The organism is Streptomyces sp. NPDC016677, from assembly GCF_055562815.1.
The window spans coordinates 514,967-528,150 of record NZ_JBVHEO010000003.1 but is presented as its reverse complement, the minus strand read 5'-3'; the positions used below and the strand labels follow the sequence as shown (position 1 = coordinate 528,150).

Below are 13,184 nucleotides of genomic sequence, written 5' to 3'. Positions count from 1 at the left end.
TACCCGCTGCACACGGGGAAGTCCCGGTTCCGGGACAGTCCGATGCGGCCTCCGCACCTTCGAGCGGGCTTGCATCTCGTATGACCAGTACGACGAATACCCGCTGCCTGTGGACAACTTTCGGCGCGCTGCGACGGGAACGGGCATGCTGGCACTCGCCGGCGCAGTCATGACCACCGAGCCGGCACACGGGGAGTACCGGAACGTACGGGGGCCTGGCATGCATCCGATGGTGAAACCCGCGCTGCGGCGCGGCTGGCGCGACCTCAACACCGTGCAGTTCGGGATGGCCCCGGCGCACGCGCTGACCCTGGGACCGGTGGACACCGCGACGGGCAGTTTCCTCGAACTGCTCAACGGCACGCGAGGACTGCCGCTGCTGCGCGAGGAGGCCCGCCGGATGGACCTGCCCGACGGCCATGTCGACCTGTTGGTGAAGCGGCTTGCACGGGCCGGGCTCCTCGACGACTCCCGTGGCGGCGGCCCCGCCGCCGACGCCCTCCGCCAGAACAAGCAAGCCCTCGACCGGCTCCGCCCGGATCTGGCCTCCCTCTCCCTGACCACCTCGGGGCCGGGCGACGCCATCGGCCGGCTGGCCGCCCGCCGCGCCCAGCGTGTGCAGGTCCGAGGCGCGGGCCGGGTGGGCGCCGTCCTGGCGTCGCTGCTGTCGGGCGCGGGCGTCGGCGAGGTCGACGTGCGTGACGGCGGTCACGTCGAGCCGTGGGACGTCGCCCCCGGCGGGCAGCCCGCCGAGGCGGTCGGCGACCGCCGGGACGAGTCGGCCCGCCGTGCCGTCCGCCGGGCCGCCCCCGACCGCGCGCCGCGCCGCGGCCGCACAGCACAGCCCGAGGACGGCGGCCCGGGCTTCACCCTGGTGATCATCGCCTCGCGCGACGACATCGCCGTGCACGCGCCCCAGGCGTCCGCCGCCGAACCCCTCATGGCCTCCGGTACACCTCATCTCTACGCCGGCGTGGTGGAAGGCACCGGAGTCGTCGGCCCCTTCGTGCTGCCCGGCGAGACGGGCTGCGCGGGCTGCCTGCACGAGAGCCGCACCGACCAGGACCCCGCCTGGCCCCGGCTGATCACCCAGTGGCGTTCGGGCTCTCAGCGCCGTGTACGGCCCTGCGATCTCGCCCTGGCCACCACGGTCGCCGGTCTGGCCGCCGCGCACGCCCTCGCGTTCCTGGACGGCCACGTCCCCTCCAGCGCCGGCGCCCGCTGGGAGGCCGCGCTGCCCGGTCTGCACTGGTACACGCGGCCGGTCCCGGCCCATCCCGCGTGTCCCTGCGCGGCGGCGGGGGCAGGCGAGGAGAAAGGTGAGCGGGAACACCCCTCCGAGGAGAGGGAGCGGCGCGAGACAATGGCGGAGCAACGGCCGTCAGCACGAGTACGACGCGGAGCGCGGGTGGCGCGGTCGGCTGGGACTTGGAGGGCGCATGTCTGATCTTCCCCGGAAGGCGGTCACCCGGACCGCCAAGCTCGCCGCGCTCCCGCTCGGCTTCGCCGGGCGGGCGACCTGGGGGCTCGGCAAGCGGATCGTGGGCGAGTCCGCGGAGCTGGTCGGCCAGCAGGTGCAGCAGCGCACCGCCGAGCAGCTGTTCAAGGTGCTCGGGGAGCTGAAGGGCGGGGCCATGAAGTTCGGCCAGGCCCTCTCCGTCTTCGAGTCGGCCCTGCCCGAGGAGATCGCCGGTCCCTACCGGGCGGCCCTGACGAAGTTGCAGGAGGCGGCCCCGCCGATGCCGACGCGCACGGTGCACGCCGTGCTCGGCGAACGGCTCGGCGAGGACTGGCAGGAGCTGTTCCTGGAATTCGAGGACAAGCCCTCCGCCGCTGCCTCCATCGGCCAGGTGCACCGGGGAGTGTGGCACGACGGCCGCGAGGTGGCGGTCAAGGTCCAGTACCCGGGGGCCGGCGAAGCCCTGCTGTCGGACCTGAACCAGCTCGGCCGCTTCGCCCGCCTGCTGGGCCCCCTCATCCCCGGCCTGGACATCAAGCCGTTGATCATGGAACTGAAGGACCGGGTCTCGGAGGAGCTCGACTACGGCCTGGAAGCACAGGCCCAGCGCGCGCACGCCGAGGAGTTCGCGGACGACCCGGACATCCTGGTGCCGGAGGTGGTCCATCAGTGCGAGCAGGTCCTGATCACCGAGTGGATCGACGGGATCCCGCTCTCCGAGGTCATCACGGACGGCACCCCTGAGCAGCGCGACCGGGCCGGTCAGCTGCTGGCCCACTTCCTGTTCGCCGGCCCGGCCCGCACCGGTCTCCTGCACGCCGACCCGCACCCGGGCAACTTCCGGCTGCTGCCCGGCGGCCCGGACGGCGAGGACGACTGGCGCCTGGGAGTGCTGGACTTCGGCACGGTCGACCGTCTCCCGGGCGGTCTCCCGGTCACCATCGGCACTTGTCTGCGCATGACCCTCGACGGCGCGGCCGAGGCCGTCTACGAGGAGCTGCGCGCGGAAGGCTTCATCAAGGAGACGGTGGAGCTGGACCCCGACGCGGTCCTCGACTACCTCCTGCCGATCATCGAACCGGCCCAAGTCGACGAGTTCACCTTCACCCGTGGCTGGATGCGCAGCCAGGCCACCCGCATCGGTGACATCCGCTCCCCCGCGTACCAGCTGGGCAAACAGCTCAACCTGCCGCCGGCGTATCTCCTGATCCACCGGGTGACGCTGAGCACGATCGGTGTGCTGTGCCAGCTGGGTGCGACGGTGCGGCTCCGCGAGGAACTGGAGGCGTGGCTGCCGGGGTTCGTGGCACCGGCGGAGGAATCCATGGCGGAGCCGATGGACGAATCCGCGGCAGAGCCGATGGAGGACCAGGAGTCGGCGGCGGAAGCTTAGAGCCGGGGCCGGAACCGGGGCCGGCGCGCCCGCGCAGACGCGGGGATGACGCGCCGCGGGGGCCGGTCCGTTCGGACGGACCGGCCCCCGCGAGGAGAGCTTCGTCTCCCCGGCCGGGGAGACCACCGCTTCGGGTGGGATCGGTTACTGCATCACGGCCATGGCGAGCGCACGCCGGGCACGCATCGAGGCGCGCTCCGCCCTGCGCTGCATCCGGCGGGCGGTTACCAGGCGCACGGCCCGGCGTTCCCGCTCGGCCTCCTGCAGTCGCTCTTGCATATGCGCACGAGCCAGGGCTTCTGGGATGAGTTGCATCTCTCGGGTCCTGTTCTGGCGCGAGTCGTTCGCACCACTGGTGGTGACGTCTTCGGGTGCGGAGCCTGCGGGCTCGTGGGTGGACGGCTTCATCGGGGCCTGCTTCGTGGGGTCGTACGTGAGGGGACGGTCGATCGTGCCTGCGGTGTTCATGCCGTGACCGGGTTCTTGCGCGGGCGGCCACGGGGCCGCTTCCGGGCGACGACGACACCTTGGACGAACAGCTCGCCGCCCCAGACGCCCCAGGGCTCACGCCGCTCCTTGGCGCCGGCTAGGCAGGCCTCGACCAGCGGGCAGGTGCGGCAGAGGGACTTGGCGTACTCGACGTCCGCCGGCGACTCGGCGAAGAAGACCTCCGGGTCGTAGGAACGGCACGGGACGGGCACGCCGAGGTTCTCGATGGCGTCGTCGAGCGCGGTGAGCGCGGTGAGCGGGGTCAAGGTGGGGTCCTCCGTGGAGCCGGGCTCGGGGATGGTGCCGGAAGGTGGTACGGACGGGGCGTGCGCTTCGAGTTGCACGGTTCGTCTTCCTCGTCTGATCGGTCCGGCCGGTCGGCCGGGGCGGCTTGGTACCGGGTTCTCTGGTTGTCCCGAGGCCCTTCGCTCTGTCGTCCCGTTCGGGACAAACAGAAGGGCCGCGGATCCCGGGTGGGGTTCCGCGGCCCTGAAGGCGCCGGCCTGATCGAATCAGGCTGGATCACTCCAGGGTTCTGGCCCACGGAAGGCCCACATCAGGTGGTGCTGCGTCGTCTGCTTCCGGAATCCGGCACCGGCCGCCGCAAAGGCATAGGCCTGCGCCTGTGCCATTACTGCCGCTTCCAGTGCCTTGGTCGGTCGCTCATCGCGCTCACGGACGGGCAGGCCCGAGAGAGCGAGGGGGGACGCCGGACGGACGGCACGGATGCCGGACAGACCGGTGCCCGGGTTGGAGGCGCCGAGCATGGACGAGAAGACGGTCGGGCGATCGGTCAGTTTGCTGACAGAGCTGACGTTGCTGATGTTGATGCTGATCACTGGACTCGCCTCCTCTCGGCGTCTCGGGGGATCGGCGTGAACCGGTCCACGGATATGCAAGTACAACACGGATTCAGGGCCTTCGGGAAGGCCGCTGCTCCCGTGTCCAAGAACCTATGGGGATTGCCGGGGCATGCGCAAACTATTTTTTCGACGAGTTGGGATCAATCGCCGTCGCCCGCTGCGCCGACGTCCTGACCGGCGCAGATGGCCAGGACGTCGGCTCCGTACCGGGTGAGCTTGCGGGCTCCGACGCCCGGGATCCGGGCCAGCTCCCGTTCGTCCTCCGGGACGGACTCGGCGATCGCCATCAGCGTCTTGTCGGTGAAGACGCAGAAGGCGGGCTGCCCGCTCAGCCCCGCCTGCACCGCACGCCAGCTGCGCAACCGCTCGTAGACGCCCTCGTCCATGTCGGAGGGACAGTCCTCGCAGCGCATCAGTTTCAATTCACCGGCGTCGGTGAGGGTGCGCCCGCAGACCCGGCAGCGGGCCGGGCCGCGCTGGGTGCGCCGCGGAGCCGGGGTGAACGCGGAGCGGCCCGTGAGGCTCGCGAGGCCGTGCTCCACTCCCCCGGCGCCGCCGGCGGCCACCCGTCCGCCCGCACCGGCAGAACCCGGCCGCAGCCCGTCGAGGAACCGGCTGGGACGGCGGCCGGCCCGGCCGCCGGGCGAACGGGCCAGTGCCCAGGAGAGGTGCAGGCGTTCACGCGCGCGCGTGACGCCTACATAGAGGAGGCGGCGCTCCTCCTCTATCTGTTCGTCGGTCTTCGCATAGGTGATCGGCATCATCCCCTCGGCCAGGCCGACCAGGAAGACGACGTCCCACTCCAGGCCCTTGGCCGAGTGCAGGGAGGCGAGGGTGACGCCCTGCACGGTGGGGGCGTGCTGGGCGCCCGCCCGCTCGTCGAGTTCGGCTACGAGGTCGCCGAGGGAGGCGCCGGGCCTGGCCGCCGCGAAGTCCTGCGCGAGGTTCACCAGGGCGGCCAGCGACTCCCAGCGCTCGCGGACCGCGCCCGATCCGGCCGGGGGCTCGGACGTCCAGCCCTCCCCCGACAGCACGGCACGGACCTGGGACGGCAGGTCGACGGTGTCGTCGAGCAGGGCGTCGTTGCCGCCGAAGCGGGCCGCGGCGCGCAGTGCCGCGCCCGCTCTGCGCACCTCGGGGCGGTCGAAGAACCGTTCCGCGCCACGGAGCTGGTAGGGCACGCCGGCGTCGGCGAGGGCCTGCTCGTAGATCTCCGACTGGGAATTGGTGCGGAACAGCACGGCGATCTCGGCGGGCCGGACGCCGGAGTCGATCAGTTCCCGGATGCGGCGGGCGGCGCCCTCGGCCTCGGCGGGCTCGTCGGTGTACTCGGTGTAGACGGGCTCGGGGCCGGCCGGGCGCTGGGAGAGCAGCTCCAGTCGGTGGTCGGCGGCGCGGCCCCGGGCCTGGGCGAGCAGGCCGTTGGCGAGGTGGACGACCTGGGGCGTGGAGCGGTAGTCACGGACCAGCTTGACGACCGTGGCCCCGGGGTGGCGGTTCCGGAAGTCGAGCAGATGGTCGGGGGTTGCTCCTGTGAACGAGTAGATCGTCTGGCTGGCGTCGCCGACCACGCACAGGTCGTCGCGGTCGCCGAGCCACAGGTCCAGCAGCCGCTGCTGGAGAGGGCTGACGTCCTGGTACTCGTCGACCACGAAGTGCTGGTACTGGGCGCGGACCTGCTGGGCCACGTCCTGCCGGTCCTGGAGGATCCCCACCGTCAGCAGCAGCACGTCCTCGAAGTCGATCACCCCGCGCCCGCGCTTGAGCTCCTCGTAGGCCACGTAGAGCCGGGCGATCTCCGCGGGGTCGCGGGGCGTCTCACGGCCGGCCTTGGCCACCGCGAGGGCGTAGTCGTCCGGAACGGTCTGGGTGACCTTGGACCACTCGATCTCGGCGGTGACGTCCCGCAGCTCGCCCCGGTCGAGGCGGATGCGGCAGGCCGCGGCGGCGTCGGCGACGAGCTGGATCTTGCGGTCGACGATCCGGGGCAGGGAACCGCCGATCGCCTTCGGCCAGAAGTACTGGAGCTGGCGCAGTGCCGCCGAGTGGAAGGTACGGGCCTGGACGCCGGCGGCGCCGAGCTGACGCAGCCGGCCGCGCATCTCCCCGGCCGCGCGGTTGGTGAAGGTGACGGCGAGCACGGTGCTGGGCTGCAGGATGCCGGCTCGTACCCCGTAGGCGATGCGGTGGGTGATCGCCCGGGTCTTGCCGGTGCCCGCGCCCGCCAGTACGCACACCGGGCCGCGCAGGGAGGTGGCCACTTCGCGCTGCTCGGGATCGAGTCCGTCGAGCACCGCGTCGGCCGAGTCCGGTACCTGCGGGAAGAGGGTGGAGTGCGTTGCTGCTGTCACACAGCCATGCTGCCAGGTCGGGCGGGACAGGAGCGCCGGTTGTCCACAGGCGGGGCCTCGCGGTCGTACTAATGCAGACGTACTGATGCGGTGGTAGCGATGCAGTGCTACCGATGCAGTGGTACCGATGCGGGGCTCCGCCTCGTGGGGAATGGTGTCGCCGTCGCGGATGTTGGCGTACAACGAGCGAACACCTCCCCCGAGCCGCTGAAGGAGCACAAGGGACATGTCGGGCACTGTGACGATGTACAGCACCACGTGGTGCGGCTACTGCCGTCGGCTGAAGAGCCAGATGGACCGTGAGGGCATCGCGTACACCGAGATCAACATCGAGCAGGACCCGGATTCGGCCGCGTTCGTGGAGAAGGCGAACGGCGGGAACCAGACGGTGCCCACCGTGCTCTTCCCGGACGGCTCGACGCTCACCAACCCGTCGCTGGCGCAGGTGAAGCAGAAGATCGGCGCCTGAGCCGGAGCAGTCGTGGTCGAGGGGGCCGTCCCCGCGGGACGGCCCCCTCAGTCGTGTCTCAGACGAAGCCGCGGGTCGGCAGCGGCTTGCCGTACCAGAGCTCGATCAGGCGGGCGGCGATCGAGATGCCGTAGGGCGGCAGGACCTCCCCGGAGTCGAAGGCCGCGCCCAGCTCGTCGCGGGAGAACCAGCGGGCCTCGTGGATCTCGTCGCCGTCGACGGTGATGTCGGTGGAGACGGCCCGGGCCATGAAGCCGAGCATCAGGCTGGACGGGAACGGCCAGGGCTGGCTGGCGACGTACTCGACCGGGCCGACGGCGATACCGGCCTCCTCCTGGACCTCGCGGCGCACCGACTGCTCGATGGACTCGCCGGGCTCCACGAAGCCCGCGAGCGTCGAGAAGCGGCCCTCGGGCCAGTGGACCTGGCGGCCGAGCAGGATGCGGTCGCTGTCGTCGACGACGGCCATGATCACGGCCGGGTCGGTGCGCGGGTAGTGCTCGGCGCCGCAGGCGGGGCAGCGGCGGATGTGGCCGGCGGCGGCGATGGCCGTGCGCTCTCCGCAGCGGGAGCAGAAACGGTGGGTGCGCTGCCAGTTCTCCAGGCCGACCGCGTGCACCATCAGGCCCGCGTCGCGCGGGGAGAGCAGCAGGCCCGCCTCGCGCAGCCCCGCCGCGCGCGCGGACTGGTCCATGCGGCCGGGCAGCGAGTCCTTCTGGAGGGCGAAGTAGCTCACGCCGTCCTCGTCGATGCCGAGGAAGTAGCGGTGCGCCTCGGTGAGCGGGGCTTCGAAGGAGGGTGTCATGACGAGTTCGGTACGCCCGTCCGGCGTCTCGTCGATGAGGACCTGACCGCCGGAGACCACGAAACAGCGCGTGGAGGGGTGGCTCCACGCGGCGGCGAGCCATGCCTCGTCGAGGCGGTGGTGCGCGGCGCGGTCGACACCGCTCGGTGCGGTGAGTGAGATGGGACGTTCGGCGGTGCGGTCGGTCCAGGTGGTCACAGGTGCTTCCAACTCCCCCGGTACGGCGGTCAGTGGTTCGGCGGACGGTTCGGCGGGTTCTGGGGCGGCGGGTTTCCGGGGCCGCGGACGGCGACCGGGAGCGCGCCGCGGTACGGGCCCTTCCAGTGTGCCCCGCGCCGGAGGCCGGTCCGGACGGTGCGGCGGCATCGGTCAGGGTCCGTGCCGCCAGTGCGCCGCGAGGTCGCTCCAGAGGTGTGCGGAGGTCTCCACGCCCTTGAGGAGGAGGTCGAGCTCGACCTTCTCGTCGGGTGCGTGCCAGCCGTCGGAGGGGACGGAGATGCCCAGGAAGAGCACCGGGGCCCCCAGGACGTCCTGGAGGTCGGCGGCGGGTCCGGAGCCGCCCTCGCGGGTGAAGCGGACCGGCTGGCCGAAGGCCCGCGCCATGGAACGGACGACGGACTGGAGCGCCGGGTGGTCCAGGGGGGTCAGGCACGGGCGCGTGGCGGCGCCGAACGCGATGTCGCAGCGGATTCCCGGGGGGACGCGCTCCGCGACCCAGCCGCGGACGGCCTTCTCCACCTGGTCGGGGTCCTGGCCGGCGACCAGGCGGAAGGAGAGCTTCACCACGGCGTCGGACGGGATGATCGTCTTGCTGCCGGGGCCTTGGTAGCCGCCGCCGATGCCGTTGACCTCTGCGGTGGGGCGGGCCCAGACACGCTCCAGGGTGGTGTACCCGGCCTCGCCGTGGGCGGCGTGGGACTTGGCCGTGCGCAGCCACCGCGGCTCGTCGAAGGGCAGCTCGGCGAAGAGTTCGCGTTCGCGGTCGGTGAGTTCGATCACGCCGTCGTAGAACCCGGGGATCGCCACGCGCGCGTGCTCGTCGTGCAGGGCCGCGACCAGGCGGGCGGCCTCGGTGGCCGGGTTGGGTACGGCGCCGCCGAAGGAGCCGGAGTGGATGTCCTGGTCGGGGCCGTGCAGGCGGATCTCGCACTCGGCGAGGCCGCGCATGCCGGTGCACACCGTGGGGGTGTCCTCGGACCACATGCCGGTGTCGGAGACGATCACGGCGTCGGCGGCGAGCCGCCCGGCGTGCGCCTCGGCCAGCGCGCGGAAGTGCGGGGAGCCGGATTCCTCCTCGCCCTCGATCAGCAGCTTCAGGGTGACGGCGGGGGCGGTGCGGCCGGTGGCGGCGAGGTGGGCGCGGACGCCGAGGGTGTGGAAGAACACTTGTCCCTTGTCGTCGGCCGCCCCGCGCGCGTACAGGCGGTTGCCGCGGACGACGGGCTCGAAGGGGTCGCTCGACCAGCCGTCCTCGCGGGCGGCGGGCTGTACGTCGTGGTGCCCGTAGACGAGGACCGTGGGCGCCGTGGGGTCGTCGGCCGGCCACTCGGCGTAGACCACGGGGGCGCCGGGCGTCTCCCAGACCTCGGTGGTCGGGAACCCGGTCTCCTTGAGCTTGGCGGCGAGCCAGTCGGCGCTGCGGCGTACGTCCTGCGCGTGGTGGGGCTGGGCCGAGACCGAGGGAATGCGCAGCCACTCTGTCAGGTCGTCGAGGAAGGCGCCGCGGTGGCGCTCGATGTACGCGCGGACGGCGCTGACGGCACTGTCAACGGGCTTGCTCATGCCTCCGAGCCTACTGGCCCGCACCGACACCCTGGTCGTGCGGTTCGTCACCGTACGCTCCGTCGAGCAGCAGCCGCTCCAGCGCGGCGCGGTCCGGGAGGCCGTCCGGGCGCACCACCTCGCCGGTGCGCACGTACAGGAACGCGGCCGTCACCGAGGTGAGCGGTACGCCCTGCTGTTCGGCCCAGGCCAGGCGGTACACGGCGAGCTGGAGCGGGTCCGCGGAGTGGGTGCGGGAGGTCTTCCAGTCGACGATCTCGTACGTGGTTCCGTCGCCGTCGCCCTGCTTGTAGACGGCGTCGATACGGCCCCGTACGACGCGACCGGCGATCGCGAACTGGAAGGGTGCCTCGACGCGGTACGGGGTGCGGTGCGCGTACTCGGTGCGTTCGAAGGCTTCCTTGAGGGCGTCCAGGTCCTGTTCGCCGGTGATCTCGGCGTCGCCTCCGGGCAGGTCGTCGGGCTCCAGCAGGGGGAGGGTCAGCTCTTCGAAGCGGGACTCGACCCAGGCGTGGAAGCGGGTGCCGCGGCGGGCGGCGGGGCGGGGCGGCTGGGGCATGGGCCGGGCCAGCTCCTGGGCGAGGCCGTCGGGGTCGGCGGCCAGGCGCAGCAGCTGGGTGGCGGTGAGGGAGGCGGGCAGCGGCACTTCGGTGACGGCTTCCCGGGCGCGCAGCAGCTCGCCCGCGAGGGCGTCGAGATCACGGTCCCAGGAGGCTACGGTGCGGGCCTCCTCCGGCGTGAGGAACGTCTCTCCGCGCGGGGCGCCGTCCCGGGGGTGGGGGCGGGGGGTGTCGGGGCCGGTGGACAGCCCGTGCGGTTCCCGGGGTGCGGCCTGGTGGGGGACGGTGGGTGCGTCGGGCGTCCGGGGCTGCGCCTGCGGCGGCTGTCCCTCCAGGAAAGGGTCGTCGTCGTAGGGGTGCTCGTCGTAGCGGACCTCGTCGTAAGGAGGCGCGTCGTAAGGAGGCGCGTCGTCCTCCGGTGGCGGCGGCCAGTCGGGGTCGTCGTAGGCGTCCGGGTCGTGGACGGCGGCGGGGCGGGCGTGGTCGGGGCCCTCGGCGGAGGCGAGCTGCTCCAGGTGGGCCAGGACCGTCTCGGCGGCCTTCCGGCGGCGGGCCAGGGCCGTCTCGTCCAAGGGCAGCGGCCACACCTGGTCGGCGTCGGCCGCCCGGCGCAGGGCGGGATTCTCCTCGTCCTCGGCGGGTTCGTCCGCCCATGCCTCGATCTCGCCGTGTCCGGCCGCGCAGTGATCGTAGAGGGCCTGGAGGAAGTCGGACGGCCCGCGGGGCTTCTTCTGGGTGGGGCCCCACCAGTGGCCGGAGCCCAGCAGCAGGGAGCGGGGGCGGGTGAAGGTGACGTAGCCGAGGCGGAGCTCCTCGGTGTGCTGGTGCTCCTTCATGGCCTCGTGGAAGTCCTTCAGCCCGCGCGAGTCCCAAGAGCCGACGTCGGGGAGGGTGTCGGCGTCGCCGCGCAGGCGGTGCGGGAGGACCTTGCCCTGGGCCGTCCACTTCTCGCGGCCCTGGGTGCTGGGGAAGGTGCCGGTGACCAGTCCGGGGACGGCGACGACGTCCCACTCCAGGCCCTTGGACTTGTGCGCGGTGAGCACCTTGACGGTGTTCTCGCCGCCGGGGAGGGCGTTGTCGAGTCCCTTCTCGTACTGGGCGGCGGTGCGCAGGAAGCCGAGGAAGGCGAGCAGGGACGCCTCGTTGTCCCCGGCGGCGAAGGAGGCGGCGACGTCCAGGAAGTTGGAGAGGGTCTCTCGGCGGCGGGCGGCCAGCGCGTTCGGGGACGCCGACAGTTCGACCTCCAGGCCGGTGATGGCCAGGACCCGGTGCAGTACGTCCATCAGCGGGTCGGCGAGGGAGCGGCGCAGGTCGCGCAGTTCAGTGGCGAGGCGGGCGAACCGTACGCGCGCGTCCGGGGAGAACGGCAGCCCGTCGTCGTCCCCGCCGCCGTCCATCGGCGTCTCCAGGAACGTGTCCAGCGCGTCCGCGAGCGATATCACCTCGGACGGGTCGACGCCCTCGACGGCCTCCGCGAGCCGCCGGTCGGGATCGTCGTCGCCCGCCACGCGCGCGTGGGCGACGAGACGGCGGGCGCGGCGCCCCAGCAGGGCGAGGTCGCGCGGGCCGATGCGCCAGCGCGGGCCGGTGAGCAGCCGCACCAGCGAGGCGTTGGCTCCGGGGTCCTGGAGGACCTCGCAGACGGCGACCAGGTCGGCGACCTCGGGCAGGTGCAGCAGGCCGGAGAGGCCGACGACCTCGACGGGGATGTCGCGGGCCACCAGGGCGCCCTGGATCTCGGCGAAGTCGGTCGCCGTGCGGCACAGGACGGCGATCTCGCCGGGCGCCGTACCGGTGCGCACCAGGTGGGCGATGGAGTCGGCGATCCAGTCGATCTCCTCGGCGTGGGTGGGCAGCAGGGCGCAGCGGACGGTGCCGTCACGTTCGGCGCCGGGGGCCGGGCGGAGGGCCTCCACGCCCGCGTGCATGGCGCGCAGCGGGGTGGCGAGGCCGTTGGCGAGGTCGAGGAGCCGGCCGCCGCTGCGGCGGTTCTCGCTGAGCGACTGGCGCAGGGCGGGGCGGCCGTCGGCGCGGGCGAAGTGCTCCGGGAAGTCGTCGAGGTTGGCGACGGAGGCGCCGCGCCAGCCGTAGATGGCCTGGCAGGGGTCGCCGACGGCGGTGACGGGGTGGCCGGTGCCGTCACCGAAGAGGCCCGCCAGGAGGACGCGCTGGGCCACCGAGGTGTCCTGGTACTCGTCGAGCAGCACGACCCGGAACTCCTCGCGCAGCAGCCGGCCCACCTCGGGGAGCTGGGCGAGCTGGGCGGACAGGGCGATCTGGTCGCCGAAGTCGAGGAGGTCGCGGTCGCGTTTGGCGGACCGGTAGCGGATCACCAGCTCGGCGAGTTCGCGCCGGGCGGCGGCGGCCTCGGGGGCCTTGCGCAGGTCGGCGTTGGTCAGCTTGGCGCCTTGGAGGCTCTCCAGGAGGTCCGCGTCCCAGGCGCGCAGCCGCTCGGGGCGTACAAGGTGTTCGGAGAGCTCGGAGTCGAGGGTGAGGAGGTCGCCGACCAGGTCGGGGAAGGAGCGGGTCAGCGCCGGGTAGGAGCCGGGGGCCTCGCGCAGCACCCGCGCGGCGAGCTGGTAGCGGGTGGCGTCGGCGAGCAGCCGGGAGGACGGTTCCAGGCCGATGCGCAGGCCGTGGTCGGCCAGCAGGCGGCCGGCGAAGGCGTGGTACGTGGAGATCACCGGCTCGCCCGGCGGATTGTCCGGGTCGATCACGTCGGGGTCGGTGACGCCGGCCTTGATCAGCGCCTTGCGGACGCGTTCGGCCAGTTCACCGGCGGCTTTGTTGGTGAAGGTGAGACCGAGTACCTGTTCCGGGGCGACCTGGCCGGTGCCGACCAGCCACACCACGCGCGCCGCCATCACCGTCGTCTTGCCGGAGCCGGCTCCGGCCACGATCACCTGCGGGGCGGGCGGCGCGGTGATGCAGGCCGTCTGCTCCGGGGTGAAGGGGATGCCGAGGAGCTCCTTGAGCTGCTCGGGATCGGTGATACGGGCGGGCATGTCGAAAG

General features: G+C 72.6%; 10 protein-coding genes. 3 read left to right on the top strand and 7 right to left on the bottom strand.

Translation table 11 applies throughout. The annotated features are described in order from the left end of the window. The first annotated feature begins 220 nt into the window (after positions 1-220). A complete protein-coding gene (locus ACZ3IG_RS12150) occupies positions 221-1,447 on the top strand; it encodes a ThiF family adenylyltransferase (RefSeq protein ID WP_467431281.1) in 1,227 nt (408 codons plus the stop codon). Further along, positions 1,440-2,852, top strand: coding sequence for an ABC1 kinase family protein (locus tag ACZ3IG_RS12145; protein WP_467431279.1), 1,413 nt, complete (start codon positions 1,440-1,442; stop codon positions 2,850-2,852). The genes ACZ3IG_RS12150 and ACZ3IG_RS12145 overlap by 8 nt, the downstream gene beginning before the upstream one ends. Before the next feature lie 144 nt (positions 2,853-2,996). On the opposite strand, the gene ACZ3IG_RS12140 is transcribed toward ACZ3IG_RS12145, so the two are convergent. The 4 genes from ACZ3IG_RS12140 to ACZ3IG_RS12125 all read right to left on the bottom strand — a co-directional run bounded on the left by ACZ3IG_RS12140 (position 2,997) and on the right by ACZ3IG_RS12125 (position 6,555). Then, positions 2,997-3,320 carry a hypothetical protein gene (locus tag ACZ3IG_RS12140; RefSeq protein ID WP_467431278.1) on the bottom strand — a complete coding sequence of 108 codons (324 nt, stop codon included), beginning with the start codon at positions 3,318-3,320 and terminating at the stop codon, positions 2,997-2,999. Continuing rightward, a complete protein-coding gene (locus tag ACZ3IG_RS12135) occupies positions 3,317-3,685 on the bottom strand; it encodes a WhiB family transcriptional regulator (protein ID WP_215173872.1) in 369 nt (122 codons plus the stop codon). The genes ACZ3IG_RS12140 and ACZ3IG_RS12135 overlap by 4 nt, the downstream gene beginning before the upstream one ends. A 168-nt stretch (positions 3,686-3,853) precedes the next feature. Continuing rightward, a complete protein-coding gene (locus tag ACZ3IG_RS12130; RefSeq protein ID WP_467431276.1) occupies positions 3,854-4,180 on the bottom strand; it encodes a hypothetical protein in 327 nt (108 codons plus the stop codon). 164 nt (positions 4,181-4,344) lie between these two features. After that, the gene (locus ACZ3IG_RS12125) at positions 4,345-6,555 is read right to left on the bottom strand and encodes an ATP-dependent DNA helicase UvrD2 (RefSeq protein WP_467431274.1); all 2,211 of its coding nucleotides are present in this window, start codon (positions 6,553-6,555) and stop codon (positions 4,345-4,347) included. Positions 6,556-6,781: 226 nt separating this feature from the next. Between ACZ3IG_RS12125 and ACZ3IG_RS12120 the strand changes: the two genes are divergently transcribed. After that, positions 6,782-7,024, top strand: a complete 243-nt coding sequence (locus ACZ3IG_RS12120; RefSeq protein WP_467431273.1) for a mycoredoxin — start codon at positions 6,782-6,784, stop codon at positions 7,022-7,024. Between the two features lie 58 nt (positions 7,025-7,082). Here ACZ3IG_RS12120 and nudC read toward each other — a convergent pair whose 3' ends face one another. From nudC to ACZ3IG_RS12105, 3 genes are all read right to left on the bottom strand, one after another. After that, complete coding sequence (gene nudC / locus ACZ3IG_RS12115) at positions 7,083-8,027, bottom strand: NAD(+) diphosphatase (RefSeq protein ID WP_467431272.1); 945 nt, start codon at positions 8,025-8,027, stop codon at positions 7,083-7,085. A 171-nt stretch (positions 8,028-8,198) separates the two neighbouring features. Next, entirely contained in the window at positions 8,199-9,611 is a 1,413-nt protein-coding gene (locus ACZ3IG_RS12110) for a dipeptidase (RefSeq protein WP_467431271.1), read from the bottom strand. 10 nt (positions 9,612-9,621) lie between these two features. Then, positions 9,622-13,176 (bottom strand): UvrD-helicase domain-containing protein, encoded by a 3,555-nt coding sequence (locus ACZ3IG_RS12105; RefSeq protein ID WP_467431270.1) that lies wholly within the window; start codon positions 13,174-13,176, stop codon positions 9,622-9,624. Between the last annotated feature and the right edge of the window lie 8 nt (positions 13,177-13,184).